The sequence below is a fragment of the Acinetobacter soli genome (assembly GCF_018139125.1).
In the GTDB taxonomy this organism is placed as follows: Bacteria; Pseudomonadota; Gammaproteobacteria; order Pseudomonadales; family Moraxellaceae; genus Acinetobacter; species Acinetobacter soli.
In genome coordinates this window covers 1,905,041-1,924,449 of sequence record NZ_CP073241.1, presented here as the reverse complement: position 1 = coordinate 1,924,449, position 19,409 = coordinate 1,905,041, and the positions used below count along the sequence as shown (strand labels likewise).

The 19,409-nt window shown below is 44.5% G+C and carries 21 protein-coding genes; 7 read left to right on the top strand and 14 right to left on the bottom strand.

Annotation, left to right across the window (positions count from 1 at the left end; genetic code table 11):
- Positions 1 to 7: 7 nt before the first annotated feature.
- The 3 genes from KCV09_RS08860 to rplM all read right to left on the bottom strand — a co-directional run bounded on the left by KCV09_RS08860 (position 8) and on the right by rplM (position 1,681).
- Positions 8 to 658, bottom strand: coding sequence for a glutathione S-transferase N-terminal domain-containing protein (locus KCV09_RS08860; RefSeq protein WP_212515051.1), 651 nt, complete (start codon positions 656 to 658; stop codon positions 8 to 10).
- Between the two features lie 195 nt (positions 659 to 853).
- Entirely contained in the window at positions 854 to 1,240 is a 387-nt protein-coding gene (gene rpsI, locus KCV09_RS08855; RefSeq protein ID WP_002048725.1) for a 30S ribosomal protein S9, read from the bottom strand.
- Between the two features lie 12 nt (positions 1,241 to 1,252).
- Entirely contained in the window at positions 1,253 to 1,681 is a 429-nt protein-coding gene (gene rplM / locus KCV09_RS08850; protein ID WP_002117832.1) for a 50S ribosomal protein L13, read from the bottom strand.
- A gap of 302 nt (positions 1,682 to 1,983) precedes the next feature.
- Between rplM and pdxA the strand changes: the two genes are divergently transcribed.
- Genes pdxA through KCV09_RS08835 form a run of 3 tightly spaced genes read left to right on the top strand, consistent with a single transcriptional unit; the run spans position 1,984 to position 4,638 of the window.
- The gene (gene pdxA, locus KCV09_RS08845; protein WP_151746523.1) at positions 1,984 to 2,952 is read left to right on the top strand and encodes a 4-hydroxythreonine-4-phosphate dehydrogenase PdxA; all 969 of its coding nucleotides are present in this window, start codon (positions 1,984 to 1,986) and stop codon (positions 2,950 to 2,952) included.
- A gap of 22 nt (positions 2,953 to 2,974) precedes the next feature.
- Positions 2,975 to 3,787, top strand: a complete 813-nt coding sequence (gene rsmA / locus KCV09_RS08840) for a 16S rRNA (adenine(1518)-N(6)/adenine(1519)-N(6))-dimethyltransferase RsmA (protein ID WP_004941269.1) — start codon at positions 2,975 to 2,977, stop codon at positions 3,785 to 3,787.
- A 2-nt stretch (positions 3,788 to 3,789) separates the two neighbouring features.
- Positions 3,790 to 4,638 carry a symmetrical bis(5'-nucleosyl)-tetraphosphatase gene (locus KCV09_RS08835; protein WP_004943481.1) on the top strand — a complete coding sequence of 283 codons (849 nt, stop codon included), beginning with the start codon at positions 3,790 to 3,792 and terminating at the stop codon, positions 4,636 to 4,638.
- A gap of 60 nt (positions 4,639 to 4,698) precedes the next feature.
- On the opposite strand, the gene KCV09_RS08830 is transcribed toward KCV09_RS08835, so the two are convergent.
- The 4 genes from KCV09_RS08830 to KCV09_RS16420 all read right to left on the bottom strand — a co-directional run bounded on the left by KCV09_RS08830 (position 4,699) and on the right by KCV09_RS16420 (position 7,363).
- Positions 4,699 to 5,370: an LrgB family protein gene (locus KCV09_RS08830; RefSeq protein WP_004941264.1), complete on the bottom strand. Its 672-nt coding sequence runs from the start codon at positions 5,368 to 5,370 to the stop codon at positions 4,699 to 4,701.
- Between the two features lie 15 nt (positions 5,371 to 5,385).
- Entirely contained in the window at positions 5,386 to 5,757 is a 372-nt protein-coding gene (locus KCV09_RS08825) for a hypothetical protein (protein ID WP_004941262.1), read from the bottom strand.
- A gap of 43 nt (positions 5,758 to 5,800) precedes the next feature.
- Positions 5,801 to 7,132: a ribosome rescue GTPase HflX gene (gene hflX / locus KCV09_RS08820; protein ID WP_212515050.1), complete on the bottom strand. Its 1,332-nt coding sequence runs from the start codon at positions 7,130 to 7,132 to the stop codon at positions 5,801 to 5,803.
- Positions 7,133 to 7,228: 96 nt separating this feature from the next.
- The gene (locus KCV09_RS16420) at positions 7,229 to 7,363 is read right to left on the bottom strand and encodes a hypothetical protein (protein ID WP_004941256.1); all 135 of its coding nucleotides are present in this window, start codon (positions 7,361 to 7,363) and stop codon (positions 7,229 to 7,231) included.
- A 162-nt stretch (positions 7,364 to 7,525) separates the two neighbouring features.
- On the opposite strand from KCV09_RS16420, the gene KCV09_RS08815 reads away from it, so the two are divergent.
- Positions 7,526 to 8,344: a lysophospholipid acyltransferase family protein gene (locus KCV09_RS08815; protein ID WP_025094414.1), complete on the top strand. Its 819-nt coding sequence runs from the start codon at positions 7,526 to 7,528 to the stop codon at positions 8,342 to 8,344.
- Here KCV09_RS08815 and KCV09_RS08810 read toward each other — a convergent pair.
- Entirely contained in the window at positions 8,337 to 9,896 is a 1,560-nt protein-coding gene (locus KCV09_RS08810) for a phospholipase D family protein (protein ID WP_371864002.1), read from the bottom strand. The genes KCV09_RS08815 and KCV09_RS08810 overlap by 8 nt on opposite strands.
- 180 nt (positions 9,897 to 10,076) lie before the next feature.
- Between KCV09_RS08810 and KCV09_RS08805 the strand changes: the two genes are divergently transcribed.
- Positions 10,077 to 11,087: a metallophosphoesterase gene (locus KCV09_RS08805; protein ID WP_025094412.1), complete on the top strand. Its 1,011-nt coding sequence runs from the start codon at positions 10,077 to 10,079 to the stop codon at positions 11,085 to 11,087.
- Between the two features lie 18 nt (positions 11,088 to 11,105).
- Here the strand turns inward: KCV09_RS08805 and KCV09_RS08800 are convergent, their stop codons facing one another.
- The 3 genes from KCV09_RS08800 to trhA form a co-directional block, all read right to left on the bottom strand.
- The gene (locus KCV09_RS08800; RefSeq protein ID WP_151820300.1) at positions 11,106 to 11,885 is read right to left on the bottom strand and encodes a hypothetical protein; all 780 of its coding nucleotides are present in this window, start codon (positions 11,883 to 11,885) and stop codon (positions 11,106 to 11,108) included.
- A 122-nt stretch (positions 11,886 to 12,007) separates the two neighbouring features.
- A complete protein-coding gene (locus KCV09_RS08795) occupies positions 12,008 to 13,318 on the bottom strand; it encodes an MFS transporter (RefSeq protein WP_004941241.1) in 1,311 nt (436 codons plus the stop codon).
- A 143-nt stretch (positions 13,319 to 13,461) separates the two neighbouring features.
- Entirely contained in the window at positions 13,462 to 14,103 is a 642-nt protein-coding gene (gene trhA / locus KCV09_RS08790) for a PAQR family membrane homeostasis protein TrhA (RefSeq protein WP_212515049.1), read from the bottom strand.
- Positions 14,104 to 14,205: 102 nt separating this feature from the next.
- Here trhA and KCV09_RS08785 point away from each other — a divergent pair, with 102 nt between their 5' ends.
- Together KCV09_RS08785 and KCV09_RS08780 are read left to right on the top strand one after the other, a co-directional pair.
- On the top strand, positions 14,206 to 15,429 hold the full coding sequence (locus KCV09_RS08785; RefSeq protein ID WP_212515048.1) for a class I SAM-dependent methyltransferase: 1,224 nt from the start codon (positions 14,206 to 14,208) through the stop codon (positions 15,427 to 15,429).
- Positions 15,430 to 15,879 carry a GNAT family N-acetyltransferase gene (locus KCV09_RS08780; protein WP_111812993.1) on the top strand — a complete coding sequence of 150 codons (450 nt, stop codon included), beginning with the start codon at positions 15,430 to 15,432 and terminating at the stop codon, positions 15,877 to 15,879.
- 145 nt (positions 15,880 to 16,024) lie between these two features.
- Here the strand turns inward: KCV09_RS08780 and KCV09_RS08775 are convergent, their stop codons facing one another.
- The 3 genes from KCV09_RS08775 to KCV09_RS08765 all read right to left on the bottom strand — a co-directional run bounded on the left by KCV09_RS08775 (position 16,025) and on the right by KCV09_RS08765 (position 19,406).
- Positions 16,025 to 16,882 carry a patatin-like phospholipase family protein gene (locus tag KCV09_RS08775; protein WP_212515047.1) on the bottom strand — a complete coding sequence of 286 codons (858 nt, stop codon included), beginning with the start codon at positions 16,880 to 16,882 and terminating at the stop codon, positions 16,025 to 16,027.
- A gap of 16 nt (positions 16,883 to 16,898) precedes the next feature.
- Positions 16,899 to 17,129 carry a hypothetical protein gene (locus tag KCV09_RS08770; RefSeq protein ID WP_212515046.1) on the bottom strand — a complete coding sequence of 77 codons (231 nt, stop codon included), beginning with the start codon at positions 17,127 to 17,129 and terminating at the stop codon, positions 16,899 to 16,901.
- A 141-nt stretch (positions 17,130 to 17,270) separates the two neighbouring features.
- Positions 17,271 to 19,406, bottom strand: coding sequence for a 3-hydroxyacyl-CoA dehydrogenase NAD-binding domain-containing protein (locus tag KCV09_RS08765; protein WP_212515045.1), 2,136 nt, complete (start codon positions 19,404 to 19,406; stop codon positions 17,271 to 17,273).
- Positions 19,407 to 19,409: the final 3 nt, after the last annotated feature.

The window sequence follows — 19,409 nt, the reverse complement described above, 5'->3', positions numbered from 1 at the left end:
TACTCATCTATAGGTTAATTAAATTACTATAACGACTTTTTTCCTGCGCAGTCATCGATTTAACAAAAGCAGGACGACTAAAAACACGATTACAATACAACGTAATCGGGCGACTGCTGGTTTTAGGTAGCTCTACCCCCATGAGAGATAAGCGTATAAACATTGGGGCAAGCATGCAATCAAGAATGCTAAATGTTTCAGACATAAAGTAGGGGAAATGTTGAAAGAGTGGCACTAGCGATAGCAGCGTATTGCGTAATTCTTTTTGTGCCTTCTGCTGTTGTTCAGGCTGCAATGTATCTGAATGGCGTAGCATGATGTCTGCGAGCTTAAACCAGTCATTTTCAAAACGCCAGATATATTGTCTTTGTTCTGCCCGTGCCGCTGGAGAATCGGCATAGAGCTTGTTTTGACGATATCGATCGTCGATGTATTCTGCAATAATCGAAGCTGAAAACAACTTTAAGTTATTTTCTAGCAGCATTGGCAGTTGGTTGTAGGGGTTTAGACTGGCCAGATCTTCATCTTCATAATCAACGAAAACCGGATAATATTTGATTTGTTTCTCGGCCAATAAGAAGCGGATCCAGTGTGACCTGAAATCATCTGCATGACTGTACAATGTGATTCCTTGGACAGATGGATTTTCAACTGGCATAGCTTAAGGTACTAAAAATTCTAAAGGTTGTAGGATACTAAACTTAGGTCTAAAAAGATAATGGCACGCGTATTAGTTATTTATTTTATAGCATAAAGCCTTCATTATTTTAACCCAAACTCTAATGATAGATGCTGCAAATAATCATAAAAAAACCTCGGAAATCCGAGGTTTTTTGTCCAATTCGTAAACGAATTAACGTTTAGAGAATTGAGGACGTTTACGAGCTTTACGTAAACCAAGTTTCTTACGTTCAACTTCACGAGCATCACGAGTAACGAAACCAGCTTGACGTAGAACAGGTTTTAAAGTTTCGTCAGCAGCGATAAGCGCACGAGTAATACCGTGACGGATCGCGCCAGCTTGACCACCAATACCACCACCTTTAACAGTGATGTAAAGGTCAAACTTCTCAGTAACTTCTAAAAGTTCTAAAGGTTGACGAACAACCATACGAGCAGTTTCACGACCGAAATATTGCTCTAAAGTACGGTTGTTAATAACGAGTTTGCCTGTACCAGCTGACAAGAAAACACGTGCAGTTGCGGTCTTACGGCGACCTGTACCATAATTAGTAGCCATGTGCTGTATCCCTTAGATGTCCAAAACTTGTGGCTGTTGAGCAGCATGCGGATGCTCAGTACCAGCGTACACTTTCATTTTTTTGATCATTGCATAACCAAGAGGACCTTTTGGTAACATGCCTTTAACTGCTTTTTCAAGAACAGCTTCAGGCTTGTGAGCGATTAACTTTTCGAAGTTAGTCTCACGGATACCACCAGGGAAACCAGTATGGCGATAGTATTTCTTATCAAGTGATTTTTTACCAGTCACTTGAACTTGTTCAGCATTAATCACAACGATGTAATCGCCAGTGTCAACGTGAGGAGTATAAGAAGTTTTATGCTTACCGCGTAAACGACGAGCGATTTCAGTCGCAAGGCGACCTAAAGTTTTGCCAGAAGCATCAACAACATACCAGTCGTGTTGAACTTCAGCTGGCTTAGCGCTGAGAGTTTTCATTAAACCACTACCTATTATAGTTGGTTTGGACTATGGAATCTGTCCAAACAAAAGGAGTGGAAATTCTATATGAATTTGGGTGGAATCACAATCAAAAAGTTCGCCAAAACCGAGAATTTCAGACTGTTTGCATACAAAATTGATCAAATGGCAGTTTAAGAAAAGTGATGTAGATGTAATCTTTCGCTTTCATTTTTTTAATTACACAGCCATGCATTGATATTTAATACAAATCCACTCAAATGGCTGTGTTGTCTGAGGCATCCATAGGTATACTCAGAGCTTAGCGGAGGATAAATACCATGATGCCCTTATATGTAACCTCAGGAGAGCCGGCAGGCATTGGCCCAGATATTTGCTTGAGTTTGAGTCGCCATCGGTTTGAACGACCTGTTGTGGTCTTGGCAGATCGATCGCTATTACAATCTCGCGCAACACAGCTCGGATATGAGGTTGAGTTACTAGATTATACAGGTCAGCCTGATGCTGCGATGTCTGGACAGCTTTATGTGGAACATGTTCCGTTATTTAAACCTGTTCAAGCCGGACAGCTTGACTCTGCTAATGCAGCGTATGTGATTGAACAATTGACGCGCTCAGCCCACTACGCAATCGAGCAAAAGAGTGTCGGCGTTGCAACAGCTCCCGTACAAAAATCGGTCATTAACGATGCTGGAATTGCATTTAGTGGGCATACTGAGTTTTATCAAGAAATGGCAGGGGTTCCGCGCGTGGTCATGATGCTGGCAACGCATAGTTTGCGTGTTGCGCTGGCGACTACACATCTGGCTTTACGAGATGTTCCCGATGCGATTACCCAAACGCGCTTGATTCAGGTGATTGATATCTTGCTGCACGATCTTCGTCGTAAATTTAAAATTGCCACACCACGAATTTTAGTCTGTGGTTTGAATCCTCATGCGGGCGAAGATGGTTATTTAGGCCGTGAAGAGATTGAAATTATCAATCCGGTTTTACAAGCCTACCGAGATCGAGGGATCGATTTAAGTTTGAGTCTGCCTGCCGATACTTTATTTACACCCGAACATTTAAAAGATGCAGATGCCGTGCTGGCGATGTATCACGATCAGGGATTGCCTGTGTTAAAATCACAAGGCTTTGGTGAAGCAGTGAACATTACACTCGGTTTGCCTTTTATTCGCACATCGGTTGATCATGGAACCGCGCTGTCTCTGGCCGGAACTGGATTGGCAAAAAGTACAAGTTTACATGTGGCGGTTGAGCTGGCTTTGGCGCTGGCACGTCAATAATCGAATTACGTTGGAAGTCTTTATGTATCAAATTAATGCCCTAAACCCCAAAGAAGAAGGGCATAAAGCTCGGAAACGTTTTGGTCAGAACTTCTTACACGACCAACGGGTTATTGCAAAAATCGTCCGTTCAGTCAATCCGCGCCCAGGTGATAATGTTGTCGAGATTGGGCCTGGTCTGGCAGCACTGACTTCACCTTTGATCGGTGAGTGTGACGCTTTGACAGTAGTCGAACTTGACCGCGACTTGGCGGCAGGCTTGCCTGAGCGTGTTCCACATCCAGAACGCTTAACAATCGTTGAAGCCGATGCACTCAAATATGATTTTAGTCAGTTAGCGACGCAAGAACGTCCACTTCGTGTGGTGGGTAACTTGCCGTATAACATCTCGACGCCTTTGTTGTTTCATCTGTTGGAATTCGGCGACAAAGTCAAAGATATGCATTTTATGCTACAAAAAGAAGTGGTTGATCGTATCACTGCTGAGCCTAATACCAAAGAATATGGTCGTTTATCGGTCATGATTCAGTATTTCTGTCAGCCTACGTTTTTATTTGAAGTGCCTGCTGGCGCATTTAACCCACCTCCAAAAGTCACCAGTGCGGTATTTCGTTTAGTGCCGTATAAAGAAAAACCGATTGTGGCCAAAGATGAAAAAGCATTGTCTCGTTTGGTTTCTCATGTATTTACGCAGCGTCGTAAAACCTTGCGAAATAGCCTGAAGGGTATGCTTGCAGACGACGCTTTTGATAAGGCGGGTATCGATCCGATGGCACGCCCAGAAACTTTAACGCTGGCACAATTTGTGGCATTGTCTGATCAAATGGTGCCGTAAGTATGACCACGCGCTACAACTATGTGATTGGTGATGTTCAGGGATGCTTTGAAGCGCTCAAAGCATTGCTCAAAGAAATTCAATTTGACCCAGATTTAGATAAACTTTGGTTTGCAGGCGACTTGGTAGCGCGTGGGGAAAACTCAGTCGGTGTACTGCGTTTTGTTAAGAAACTGGCCGAGCGTGGATGTGCTGAAACGGTTTTGGGAAATCATGATTTAACCTTGATTGCCTGCGCTCGTGGACACAAAAAAGTAAAAGCCAGAGACAATACCCAGCAAGTGCTTGATGCGATTGATGGCGATGAGCTCATAGATTGGTTACGTCGCCAGCCACTGTGTCTGTTTCCTGATCGGCAGACAGTGATTACCCATGCTGGAATTCCGTGTATCTGGACGGCTGAACAGGCATTTGACCTTGCATGTGAAGTGGAAACCTATATCGGACATGATGATCTGACTCAACTCGATGCCTTTTTATCTGAAATGTATGGTGAAGCGCCGACATTATGGTCAGATCATTTGACAGGTATGGACAGACTGCGTGCGATTACCAACTACTTAACCCGTATGCGTTTGACCGATGTGCATGGGCGTCTGGAATTTAGTTTTAAAGATGAACTGACAGAACCCATGCCAAAAGGCTTTTTGCCGTGGTTTGATTTTGACTGTCCAGCGGCACATACACACCAGATCTTTTTTGGTCATTGGGCGGCCTTGCAAGGCATGACCATTAACGAACGTATTCAAAACGTAGATGGTGGCTGTGTATGGGGGCGTCGACTCATCGCATACCGATTGGAAGATCAACGGGCTTTTAGCGTTCAAAACCCGCTTGCAGAAGATTGGTAATCAAGTATTGAGCCGCAGTGACAATCACTGCGGTCATTAATATAGTTAAGATGAATGTATTTAAGACTGTAGCGAGAGGACCAAGGTTGGTAACCAAAGGGCAGTAAATACGCCATTGAGTGCCATGCCAAAAGCGGCATAGCGCCCAGCAACAGGGCCTCGCTGCCATGCTTGAGCGGTGCCAATGGCATGTGCTGCAAGACCAAGTGCCAGCCCAGAAGCACGTTCATCATGAATATGTTTTAAAATCCATGGCGAGAAAGCAGCTCCAATCACCCCCGATAAAATCACAATTAAGGTAACCAGTGTCAGTGGTGCGTGTAAAAGCGTCGCAATGTTCAGTGCAATCGGTGTAGTCACGGCACGGGTCATAAAGGCCAAAATCGTCGGATGCGACATATGTAGTAAATAAGCCAGACTCACGGGCAGGGCCACAGCACTAAAGCTGGCAAAGCATAAAATACCGATCAGTGATTTGAGTGGCAGATCATCGTAGCGCATGGCCGCCAACGGGATGGCCAATGCAACGGTGACATAGCCAAGCAAATGACTAAATAGTCCGTTTACGCTGTTCATATATTGCTCATAGGGCAGTCCAACCAATGCCAATAATGCAACCACAATAAACATTCCAAATACCAAGACCGGAATTTGAGGTACGCGCTTATTTAAGGGCTTGGCACATACATAGGCAATCAAGGTAATGATAAAGCCGTAAAGAATGGTGAACATGTATTGACGATCTCCTTACAGCCAATGTTTAGCCATTTTGGCATAAACCCAGAGCGGTAATAATGTACTGACGACTAACACAGCTAAAAATAACGGAATTTCACTGCCCATGTGGACCAGCATCATGAGAGAGCCGGCACAGATGGGTAAAAAAGCGAATCCGCTTTCTTTCATAATTTTATTGTTGGTATCGACCAGCCGCGGAGGTACTTTTTTGAATTTACGCCAGATCAGTAAAACAGCAAGTAGCCCGATTAGTCCCACTAAATTGCCTAGCTCGGGATGACCGAAATGTCCCATTCCCCATACCGAGCCTTCTCGAAACAAGATAATTAAGCCGAGCGTGCCGAACCATGCCAGCCAGTCAATCTGTTTTACCCAATCCATGTCACTGTTCTTTTTTGTCTTAATAACCCAAGTTTTAACCGATCTAGCGTTTGATTTCAAACTCTTCGAGTGGTCGTTTGAAACGCGTTGCCTGTTCACCCAGCACATCGTCTAATGAAATATGCGCTTGGCGAATCAACTGTTCGAGTTTTTGCGGAGCAATCATGACCTGCAAATGTAAATGTCCTTCGTCATCGAAGGCTTCCGATCGAATCACATTCAGATTGTACAGTTGCGTTCGTAACTTGCCATGCGTGGGTTTGAGTGTAAGCTCAAACATCTGATGTTGACCCATCAGGCATTCTTTGACTGCATTGTGTAGTAAATCGATGCCTTGACCGGAATGCGCAGAGACATAAACCCGCTCTGGCTCATGCGGACGCGCATAAATCAGTTTAGGTTCCTCACCGCTGACATCAATTTTATTATAAACACGTAACACAGGAGCCTGTGCACCTATTTCTTTGAGTACACCTTCAACGGCCTCAATTTGTTCGAGCATGTCAGGGCTGCTACTATCGATCACATGCAGCAATAGCGTTGCCTCTAAAGTTTCTTCAAGTGTGGCTTTAAAAGATTCAATCAGATCGTGCTGCAAATTCCGCACAAAGCCCACGGTATCTGCCAACACCACGGTACCGATTCCATCCCAATCTAACCGTCGGAGCGTCGGATCGAGCGTGGCAAATAATTGATCGGCTGCATATACGTCACTACTAGCCAAATGATTAAACAGAGTAGATTTGCCCGCATTGGTGTAGCCCACCAAAGAGACCGTCGGAATGGCTGCTTTTTGACGCGCGGCACGGCCTTGCAACCGGGTTTGCTGTACTTTTTCCAGTTTGTCTTTGAGCTGGGTAATTCGAATACGGATCAGGCGACGGTCTGTTTCGAGCTGCGTTTCGCCGGGACCACGTAAGCCGATACCACCTTTTTGTTGTTCAAAACCAGCAGACCAGCCACGTACTAAACGGGTCGAGAGATGTTTAAGCTGAGCCAATTCAACTTGCAGCTTACCTTCATGCGTACGTGCACGCTGTGCAAAAATATCTAGAATCAGCCCCGTGCGATCGATCACTCGGCATTTCATGATTTTTTCTAAATTTCGTTCTTGCGCAGGCGTGAGCGCGTGATCAAAAATCACCAGATTGGCCTCTAGCTCGTGTACTCGCTCGGCAATCTCTTCGGCTTTTCCGGAGCCAATAAACAGCTTCGGATCGGGTTTGACGCGCTGCGCAAAAACATGATCTAGTTGTTCTACACCTGCAGACGATGCGAGTAACGCAAACTCATCGGCATCGAGATCGTCGAGGATATTGACGCTCACACTGACCAAGATGACGCGTTCTTTTTGATGCAGCTCCACAGATTCCACAGGCGCTTTAACTCATATAAATGGAAAAGGACTATTCTAGAATAATCCTTGAGATGTGGCGAATGAAATTGCATTTAGGCCTTTTAACCAGAGCATTTAAATCAGGCTATGAAATGCTTTTACCGCTAAAATAATCGCACCCGCATATAAAATGGTCCATCCAGCGATCATCTGTAAGATTGGGCCAGCATGAGTGTTGTGGTGATGCTGTTGCTGTTGAAGAGTATTCATATTGCTCTCCTTGTAATCTTAATTATCGATAAAAATATAATAGTTAATTGTTAAAAAGAATTGAAATTGAATTTATTTATGCTGACGTTCGGTTTTTATCATCAATACAAAATTTACCAGATCGGTATAGAATGTACCCAACCTGAATGCATCATGATCTTTATGACAGAACACACTGCTGACACACAGTCATCATTAAACCCACTGACTCGCCTAGCGTTATATAGCAAAAAATTTGCGCTGGGTTTGGGCGTTGTTGGAGAAGGATTTTATCTGGTATACCGCCATGGTTTGTACAAGCATCCAAATGATCCTGCCAATACACGCTATGTGCAATATTTTTGTCGGCGCTTGTGTAAGGTATTTAATCTCGATGTGCGCGTGCATGGTGAAATCCCGCGTGAGCCTGCTTTATGGGTCAGTAATCATATCTCGTGGCTAGATATTGCAGTCTTGGGCTCTGGTGCGCGCGTCTTTTTTCTGTCTAAAGCAGAAGTGGAAAAGTGGCCGATACTGGGTCAACTCGCCAAAGGCGGTGGCACTTTGTTTATCAAACGTGGTTCGGGAGATTCGATTCGAATTCGCGAGCAAATTAGCGCATTTTTGAAAAAAGATATTCCGGTACTGTTTTTTCCCGAGGCAACCACCACCGATGGTAAAACCATTAAACGCGTGCATGGCCGTATATTAGGTGCTGCACTTGAAGCACAAAAGCCAGTACAGATTTGCCTGATTTGCTATGTTAATCAGCACGGCGAGCTCGATACGGTGGCACCATTTATTGGTGATATGTCTTTTGTTGAACATGTGAAACGTGTATTGGAAATGCCAAAAGTCGTAGCACATTTGATGGCACTGCCTGCCATTTCGGTAGAAGGGCATACACTTAAAAGCCTGACCGATGAAGTTCAGCACAAAATGCACGAAGGCCTTGAAGAATTACATCGGCTAACATTGAAGCAGACGCCACTGACTACATAAAGCCTTCGATCGGTAACCAAGAGATCAGCTTAACCCCCGCCTTTTGCCACCATTTCATACGCGGTTCCTTGGTATATACCTTGGTACCCGTCGGAGTTTGGCGATACCAATTGATTTTATGGTTGGCATCGAGCACCAATTTATAGGCATATTTGGTCAGTTGCTGATCCATGGTTTGATGTACTGCTTGTGCCAGTGGCGGGCTATTGAGTACAACACCAATTTCAGTGTTTAAGTACGATGAGCGTGGATCGAAATTAAATGAGCCAATAAACACCTGTTTTTGATCGACTTCCATTAATTTGGCGTGCAGGCTTGAGCGGCTCAAACCTTTCATGCTGACTTTGGCCTTCTTCACCAATTCATCGGTATATTTGTCCATGTCTTCTTTTTCAAGCGATGGCAAAAACTCGTATAATTGCACACCGTTTTCTAATAGCTGCTGACGGTATTTGGCATAAAAAGCATGCACTACGGGCACATCGTTGGCTTTAAATGAATTGGTCAGTACCCGAATTTTGATGCCTTCATTGGCCAGGTTGGTCAAACGCTTGGCGCCTTCTTTTTCAGGTACAAAGTACGCCGAAATCAAATCTAAATTTTCTTGCGGCTTTTCAATGTTCTTGATCAATTGAAAGTTGAGATGCTGTTCTTTCTTGGCCTTGGCCCGAATTTTATCTGGAGAGTCTTTCACAACAGTCGCTTTAACCCAGTCTAACTGGATATTGTTGTTGAGCCACTGGTCAAAAGCATGCGAACGAGTGGTGAGATCCAGATAGTTTTGTACACTGACCTTGCTAAAGTACTGATCGAGTTGCTGCTTTAAATCTGGATAGCGTAAACGGTGCTGATCTGAGTTGACAATATTTTGTACCGAGTAGGCGTATTTATCGTTCCAGTATTCGTCAAACGACGAGACAATATCATCCACGGCAGCGCCTACGAGCAATACGTCGACATCAGAAAACTGGTAGTTGTCGCTCACGTTATAATACTGATTGGTCATGTTGCGCCCGCCAATCAGTGCCACCTGATTATCGGCGATAAAGCTCTTGTTATGCATGCGTCGATTGATACGCTTTAAATCTAGCACCATATCCATGGCGCGGTATTGACGAAAGCGGTAGGGATTAAACAGTTTTACGTTGATATTTTGGTGCTGCGACAGCGCCAGTAATACGCCTTCCATTTTTTTAGCATTGTTATCATCAATGAGTAAGCGTACTTTGACGCCACGATCGGCAGCACGAATTAAGGCATGTAGCGCCAGTGCACCAATTTTATCGTTATCCCAAATATAGTATTGTAGATCGAGAGACTTTTCAGCCTTGTCAATGAGTCTCAAGCGCGCAGCTAATGCCTCTAAGGGCTCGTACAGTACATGATAGCCTGTCAGATCTGGATTCTGCTGCTTAAGCGGCGTAATAATTTTTGAGAGTGTGGTGTCTGACGTATCTACTTGATTGGCATACTGAGCCACTTCTGGGCCTGGTTTGGGCAGTGTGCTACATCCACTCACTCCAAGCACACCAATGAAGGCGCAGGCAACCATAGCACGCGGTATTGCGTAACCGTGTGTCATGGATTTGAAACCTTGTAGAGGAGTTTTAGATGATTTCGCCATAATACGTACAAACAAAAATCTGGGCTAGAGTATAATTATTCCATATCTAAAGATAAATAAATGAAATAAAGATGTCTGAGCACGATCTTATTTCCTTTGAGAGCAGGTATGTCGAATTCTAGTTCAATCATTTTTTACTTCTATATATGTTTTGTGCTGTTAGCAGTTTGGGCCATTGCACAGGCTTGGTTGAGTCAATCACGTACCGAGACCATTCATCCCTTTAAAGCGTTCGTTCATTTATTGGTGTTTTATCTGTCTTATCTCTTGTATCCCTTGGCGCTGTTTAGTGCTTACGCGGGATGGACTGGATACTACAGTTCTCAGCAGGCAATTTTTATATGTGTCTTGAGCCTTGTGTTGATTTACGCCCGTTTTATCGAGCCGCATTTTATTCATGTACATCACCATCAATACCGTCTTAATCCCGAGCAACCTTTTCATACACCGGTTAAGGTGGCACTGATTGCCGATTTGCATATTGGACTATTTTCTGGGCATGAGCGTCAGCTACGTACACTGGTCAAAAAACTTAATCAGTTACAGCCAGACTTAGTGGTGGTCGCTGGCGACTGGACTTACGAACCTGAAAATACATTGGTAGAGGAGCTGAAAATACTCAGTGAAATTCAGGCACCCGTTTATTCGGTACCGGGTAATCATGATGAACAGTATCCTGGTCCTCCGATTCAGCAATTGCTGAAAAATGCGCTTGAAAGTAATAATGTGATAGATATTGAAGGAAAAATTATCGATTTTGACGAGTTTCGTTTGATTGGCATCGGTGATTTATGGGCCGGCAAAACCGATATGCGTGCCATGCCTGATTTGCCACAGGATAAACCGTGGTTAATTCTTTCGCATAATCCGGATACCGTCGATATGGTGCCGGCATTGCCTACACGTCCTTTAATGCTTTCTGGGCATACCCACGGTGGTCAAATTGAATTGCCTTGGGTTACCAGCTACATTATGAAAAAAGTTTCGATTTTAGGCCACAAAAAGGGCCTATATACACACGAACATGCCGATGTTTTTGTGACAGTTGGCACCGGGATGGTGGGGATTCCGTTTCGTTTTCGGGTACCTCCAACCATCGATATGATTGAGTTAATTTAATGACTAAACACTCCTCAATTAAGTGATCCAGAATAGAATGGCGATAATAATCAGTCCAATGCAAAACAGCAAAACAAGCTTAGACATGTCTTTTTTCTTGGTCTGATCTTCGATGCCATGCATCTGATTGGGCATGACAGGCCGAGATGCGAATGTATTGGGATGACGACTGGTATTGTTGCTTTCTAACAAAGACGAAGAAGATGAACCTTCTACCTCATTTCGACGTTTGATCAAATCAATAAAACATGCATCTAGACTCGGGTAGGTGCGCCTATAAAATTGCTGCATGATTTGATTCCAATGAGGGTGCTGTTCATCAATCCGCTGTTTTTGACCATTTGAATCAATAACATGCATGGTGCGTTTAGCATAGTCGACCTGTATTCTTTCATAACTTAAAGGGGAAGACGCTAAGGGGGGATTTGGCTCTAGCCAGTCATCCATTTGATCTGGATCTTGTTCGATCAGATCCACTGCTTGTTTGGCATCTTGCAAGGAGTAACCACCGTGATCAACCAGATATTTGATGGCTTTTATCTTGTCGCCGTTTTCAATGAGTCCGATCAGTTCATCTAACTGGGTTTCATTGAGCCTAGAGTCCAAGGCGATACGGGATGTTGTTGAGGGCGAAGAGGATAAAATTTCAGGCTGCTGCTCGATTTGATCTGCCAGCATTTTTGCTTGCTGCAAGGAGCAGTGTGTGTGATCCACTATGTATTTCACGGCAGCAACTTTCTGGCCGTGCTGGATCAACTTTGAAACATCTTGGCGTTGTTTTGGAGTAAGGGTTTGCATATTATTCTGATCATTATTGATGCGTTGATCTTATTGTTTAAAAGAATCATTTGGGAAAACAGTGGCTTTTTGTAGCGGTATAAAAAAACCAGCCTAAGCTGGTTTCTTAGAACGATAAACACTTAAATCTGATTATTGACATCTTGGTCTTTGGTTTCACGAATCAGTAAAAAGGCAAGCAGAGACAGCAAAGAAGCGGCAGACATATACCAACCAACTGCCTGTAAGCCATAACCTTCTGCAAGTTTTGTTGCAATGAGTGGCGCAAACGATGCACCAAAGATACCTGCAAGGTTAAAGGTGAGGGCAGAACCGGTATAACGAACGGATGTTGGGAATAATTCTGACAATACTGTACCAATCGGCCCGTAGGTCAGCCCCATAATTGAAAGACCTATGCACAAAAACAGGAACACAAAAAAAGTACTGCCCGATTCAAGCAACGGCGCAAACAATAGACCAAACACTGCTGCTGCCAAACAAATGCCAACCGATGTTTTTTTACGGCCAAATTTTTCGGCCATAACAGCAGAAATTGGAATAAACGCAGCAAAGCAAAGTGTTGCAATCAGTTGAAGCTCTAAAAATTCGCCTCGTGCATAGCCAAGTTTATTGGTGCCCCAATTCAAAGCAAATACGGTGGTTAAGTAAAACACCACAAAGGTACAAATGGCTGCAATAGTACCTAAAACCAGCTTAGAGAAATGTTTGGTAATCACTTCTTTAAATGGAATATTGACTTCTTTTTGCTTGTCGAGCACTTTTTGAAATGCGGGTGTTTCGTGTAGTTTCAAACGAATATATAAACCCACAAGCACCAAGACTGCACTGGCAATAAAGGGAATACGCCAGCCCCACTGCATAAAGGCAGCGTCCGACATAAAGGCGCCCAAGGCCAAAAATGAGCCCGTGGCCAGAATAAAGCCGATTGGTGCGCCAAGCTGCGGGAACATGCCATACCATGCCCGTTTGCCTTCTGGTGCGTTTTCGGTTGCCAGTAAGACTGCGCCACTCCACTCACCACCTAAACCCAGCCCTTGGCCTAAACGACACAGTGCCAGCAACAACGGTGCCACAATCCCAATTTGGGCATAGGTTGGCAGCAGGCCGATACAGACCGTAGAAATCCCCATCGTTAAGAGTGCAGCCACGAGCGTTGCCTTACGTCCAATTCGATCGCCCAAATGACCGAACAAAGCCGCACCGATTGGGCGGGCAATAAAGGCAATTGCAAAGGTGGCCAGCGACTGCACGATGGCTGCACTGCCACTACTTGCTGGAAAGAACAAATGCGGAAAAATGATGACCGCGGCGGTGGCGTAAATATAGAAATCAAAAAATTCGATGGTGGTGCCCACAAGACTGGCGAATAAAACGCGAGTTTTAGAATTTGTGGCAATTTCAGGATTTGCTGTAGTTGTGGTTGACGACATAAATAACCTTACACTTCTTAAAATAAATTCGTTTTTTTGGAAGCGTAATTTTTTAAAAAAGCGATAATTTCTTAAAAAAGTAGCGACAGTTTGCTGCTGATAACGCAAGAAATCAGGGTCACTGAAATTTCAGGCTTTATCGGCTAAATCACGTACCAGTAGATCGCAAAGAAGTGTGATCCTGCACCTAACAGTACAAAAAGATGCCAGATGGCATGGGTATATCTTACCTTTTTTAAGGCATAAAACAATGCTCCAATCGTATAAGCCGCGCCACCGAAAATCAGTAAATTCAAGGCATCTGAACCAAGAAACTCGCGCATATCATCGACGACCAGTACAGCCAGCCAGCCCATCATCAAATAGGCTGCCAGCGAGATCTTTTGAAAACGATGAATAAACACCAGCTTAAACAAAGTACCGATCAAGGCAATGATCCAAAGTGCAATTAGAAGATAGGTGGCTTTGGCTGTTGGAATCGCAATACTCAAAAAGGGCGTGTAAGTGCCCGCGATCAGGTAATAAATGGCTGTATGATCGAGTTTTTTGTACCAATGACGTTTTTCTTGGGTTTTAGCAAAGTGATACAGCGTGGAGCTACTAAACAGCAATACCAAGCTTAAGGCATAGACCAGCAGCCCGATCCATTGCGCTAAGGGTAAGCTGCTACCTTTGATCAGTAAAAAAACTGCTCCGATCACCGCGAGGCCTGCACCGAGTGCATGACTCCATGCATTGAGCTGTTCTTCAAGCGGATCGTAATCCTGCACAGGAGATTGAGCCATTCATTATTCTTTCTATTAAAAATACACTTGTATAGTAATTCAATTTTGTTTTTAAAGTAAGTCGATTTAAACTATGTTGCTTAACACACAAGGTTTTTGATTATGTCCGTTCAGGCTTCCGAAATATCATCGCAACAACAGTTCCTTGAACTCATTCAAGAATCGATTGAAAATCAAGAATTTGATCGTTTGATCTTGAGTCAGTATAAAGGTGATGAGCCTGAGCTGGAAAAAATTACGTGTCGTGTTGTGGAATTGCAACAACAAGTTAAACTCAGTGTGCTTTACCATTACACCACCAAAGATGTGACCAAAAACTACCCGCTAGATGAAGCACTTGATTGTATCGAATCTTATTTGGCAGCGTGTAAGCAGGCGAATCTGTTTAGCTCGCGCTTAGATGCACAACTGAAAAAAAATAAAAAGAAAGCCATGCTCACCGTACAACAGCGTCAGCCAAACCGTACTCAACCTGCCACGACACTACAGCATAATCGAGAAAAACAGCGTTATATCGATGCCAGTGCACCGTTTTTACAGGGGCTCGGTATTAGTGACAGTCATGGCAAAATCATTCCGGCGATGGCCAGAAAATGGAAACAGATTAATAAATTTATTGAAATTTTTTCTCATGCCTATGAGCAAATTTCGCTGAAAGACAACACCATCAAGATTGTCGATTTTGGTTCAGGCAAGGGCTATCTAACGTTTGCTTTATATGATTATTTGCAACAGCAAACCCAGACTCAGCCACAGATTACAGGCGTTGAGTTACGTTCGGCTTTGGTCGAGTTTTGTGAACAGCTTGCACTAAAATCAGAATTTGATCATCTTGATTTTTTTGAAGGTGATGTACGAACCTATCAACCTGAACGCTTAGATGTCATGATCGCGCTGCATGCCTGTGACATTGCCACAGATTTTGCCATTCATACCGGTATTCGGCTCAATGCTTCGATGATCATGTGCGCACCTTGCTGTCATAAGGAAATCCGACCGCAATTACAAAGCCCGAAAGTGCTTAAGCCGATGCTGCAATTTGGTATCCATGCGGGTCAGCAGGCCGAAATGCTCACCGATACCTTACGTGCCTTGTTGCTCAAGGCGCATGGCTATGACGTTAAGGTCTTTGAATTTGTTTCACTTGAGCATACCAGTAAAAACAAAATGATTTTGGCCACTAAGCGTGAACAAAATGAACAGCCAGATGCACACATCTTGGAACAGATTCAGGCACTAAAACAGATGTATGGTGTAGAGAAACAAACCTTAGAATTGCTATTAAACGATCAGATCGCGATTGAAAATGTAGGATGTAAATGTTAAATGACTGAAAACGTTACATCAAACTTGCAACTTGATCTTCAAATCGGAGATTGGCGCAGCCTCAAACAGGATGCCAAATATATTCGGACACTGGTATTTATTGAGGAGCAACATATTCCTGAACAAGAGGAATGGGATGATCAAGATCAGGTTTCGCAGCATTTTGTGATCTATCACGATGGTCAGCCAATTGCCACAGCGCGCTTGCTTCCAGATCGTAGTATTGGGCGCGTGGCGGTTTTAAAAGCGTATCGCAGTATGAAGATTGGACACCAGCTTATGCAGGCCATGATTGATTATGCAAGGCAGCATAACTTGCCTGATTTAAAACTTTCTGCGCAAGTCTATGCAACAGGTTTTTACACACGTTTGGGCTTCGTTCAACGCGGTGAAACTTATGACGATTGCGGAATCGAACATATTGAGATGTTTTTATCTTTAACTACATAGACATTAAGTAGCGCTTGGGTGTGATGGTTCCTTGGGGAAATCAGGAATTAAGCATCCATGATCTATTGTCCAATCGGTTAGTCGGTTAGTATTTTGGAAAGATCAGAACGAATTGATCTGATCTCAACCGAGTTAAGCCATCCCTTTATTTAAGCGATTGCCATGCTTCCATGGCGGCGTAGCCAGTTTCTTGACCCACCCGATAAGTATATTCGAGTTTTTTACGATCTTTACAGAGTCGACTGGCCAAGCCTTTTTTGTTGGGAACACACACCTCCAAAATACGCTGCTCGTTTGGCTGACGTAAAAAGTTCACTGAGTCGTTATAGCGTAAACAGCGTGCTTGGAGACTTGAGGCAAAACCATGGTGGTGTTTGAGCATGTACTTGGCCAAGAACTGATCGCCCTTGCTGCTGGTTTTGGCATAATGTTGCGGCCGTGTACGAATCACCATGAGTGCATTGACATCGTGTTGTTGCGCGGCCCATTGAACTGGTAGGGCATCGGCCACACCGCCATCAAAATACGGTTCACCCATAATGTCGACAGGCTTTCGGGTGAGCACAGGAATGGTACTTGAGGCACGAAGGGCACTGAGCAGATTGTCCTTTCCTGCACGTAGATATTCGGCACGACCACTTCGTGCATGCGTCAGCACCATATAAAAGTCGGGATTTTGGGCAAAGAGTGCCTGCTGATCGAGTGGGCGTTCTGCTTCACCCACCTGCCACATCCATTCAAGATCGATTAAATCGCCGCCCTTTAAAAAGCGTTTATAGCTGATAAATTCTGGACGCAAAGAATGATCGATATAAAACTGAAGCGTGCGACCGTGTTGACCAGCCAAATAGTTGGCCAGATTGGTCGAGCCTGATGACACCCCGACATACAGATCAAAGGGATTAAAGTGTTTTTCTAAAAAGGCATCGAGTACACCTGCGGTAAAGGCACCGCGCATACCGCCGCCTTCAACGATAAGTGCTTGACGTTGGGGAGTAGACACAATAAAAACTCAAAAATTAGGGTTGTTGCGAAGCGGGAGCATGGGCATTTTGGGGTGCAACAGGCGCAACTGACGCATGGGAAGTATCGTGCTTTTGGCGTTGCTGACTAGGCATGTAATCGGGTTCGCTGCTCATGGCGAAATATAAAAAAGTGAAAAAAATGGTGGTGATTACCCCCACAATCATAACGAATTTCCAGCCTAATCCGGTAGATTCCGCATCATTAGAATGATTTGTTCGGTTCATACTTAGCCGTCCACATGCAGAGCATAATGAAAACAGCGTTATAGCATATTTTGCTGATGTGAACTGTGTTAAATCATCATACTTCAGCCATACAAGTACGCCCTATCTATACAGACAAGACGTACTGCGCATAACCGATCATTACTGAATGGGCTGATTGGTAGCCGCTTTTTCTTTCAACAGCGCAGGTGGTGTGAAGCGTGCTCCATAACGCGCCTCTAATTGTTGCGCACGTTCTAAAGCCTGTGCGGTTCCGTGCTGATTTAAAAACTGAATAGCACCGCCTGTCCATGCAGCAAAGCCAATACCAAAAATTGACCCCACATTGGCATCGATTACCGATTCAAGGACGCCTTCTTCGTAGCAACGTAAGGTGTCGAGTGCCTGAACAAACAAGAAACGATCAATCATGTCTTGTTCAGAAAGGGAATGCGGTTTTTGCCAGCGGGAAAGTCCTGGCCACAAAAACTTTTTATCATTTTCAGGATATTCATAAAATCCTGCACCGGCCGCCTTACCTTTGCGGTCAAGCTCATGAATCATGCAATGAATCAGATCATCGACTGGAGATTCAGGTAAGGTTTTTCCTTCTGCTTGCAAGGCACGACGGGTCTCTTGGGTAATGTGCTCTGTCAGCGTAAGTGATACTTCGTCTTGTATGGCCAGCGGGCCAACAGGCATACCTGCTTTGAGGGCTGCCATTTCAATCTGTGCTGGATGTACGCCCTCGGCCAGTAAACGCATTCCTTCATTGATAAATGTGCCAAAAACCCGACTGGTAAAAAAGCCACGACTGTCGTTGACCACAATTGGAATTTTACCAATCTGCTGGACAAAATCGTAGGCTTTGGCCAGCGTTTCAGCAGATGTGCGTTGGCCTTTGATAATTTCGACCAATTGCATTTTATCGACCGGGCTAAAAAAATGTAGGCCGATAAATTTTTCTGGATCTTGACTGGCTTGGGCCAAGCCACTAATTGGCAGTGTAGAGGTGTTCGATGCAAAGATACCCTCTTGAGCCAAATAAGGTTCTGCCTCTTGAGTCACCTGTGCCTTAAGTGTTTGGTTTTCAAAGACTGCTTCAATGATCAGATCACAGTCGTGTAAATCTGCCGCAGTTGCGGTTGGCACAATTAAGGCAAGAATCTGATCGCGTTTTTCTGCGGTCAGGCGTCCTTGTTGAACGCGCTTATCTAAAAGCTTGTGCGAGTAAGCTTTGCCTTTTTCAGCATTTTCAAGAGAGATGTCTTTAAGGACAACAGCAATGCCTTTTGTGGCTGTAGCGTATGCAATGCCGGCCCCCATCATGCCTGCACCTAAGACGCCTACTTTTTTGGCCTGCCACTTGGCGATGTCTGCGGGCCGACTTGCACCAGATTTGATGGCATTTAACCCATGCCAGAAAGTACCAATCATGTTTTTGGATATTTGCCCAGTGGCCAGTTGAGTGAAGTAGCGCGACTCAATGCGAAGGGCGGTATCGACATCGACCTGAGCACCTTCAACTGCTGCTGCCATAATCGCTTCCGGTGCTGGATAGCATCCCTTGGTTTTGTCGCGGAGCATGGCAGGGGCAATCGCTAAGATCTGAGCCACAGCAGGGGTTTTGGGATCTCCGCCGGGAATCTTGTAGCCTTTTACATCAAACGGTTGCTGACTTTTCGTGTTGGCTTTGACCCACGTCATGGCTTTTTCTAACAGCGCTGATTCATTTTCAGCAGTATCGTGTACTAGGCCAAGAGATTTTGCTTGCTCGACACCAAATTGTTTGCCTTCCATCAAGTAAGGAAATGCAGTTTGTAAGCCCAACAGCCTCACCATGCGAACAATCCCTCCACCACCGGGAAGTAAGCCCAAAGTTACTTCAGGCAAACCAAATTTGGTTTTTGGGTCGGTGAGCGCAATTCGGTAGTGACAGCCGAGTGCTATTTCCCAGCCGCCGCCGAGTGCGGTGCCATTTAACGCCGCTACAACAGGCACGCCTAGCGTTTCAATGGTGCGTAAATTTGATTTCAGTGCTTCAATCATTTGAAAAAAGTCGCTGGCCTGTTCGGGCTGAACCTGAATCAGTTCGTCTAGATCACCGCCAGCAAAAAAGGTTTTCTTGGCCGAGCGAAAGATAATGCCTTTCAGATCCGTTTCGGCTTTGAGCTTTTGAGTGATTTCATCCAGTGAATCACGAAATTCTGCATTCATGGTGTTGGCAGATTGCCCTGTAGAATCGAGTGTGAGAATCACAATCTGATCTGCATTTTTTTCGTAGTGAATTGCGCTCATGAG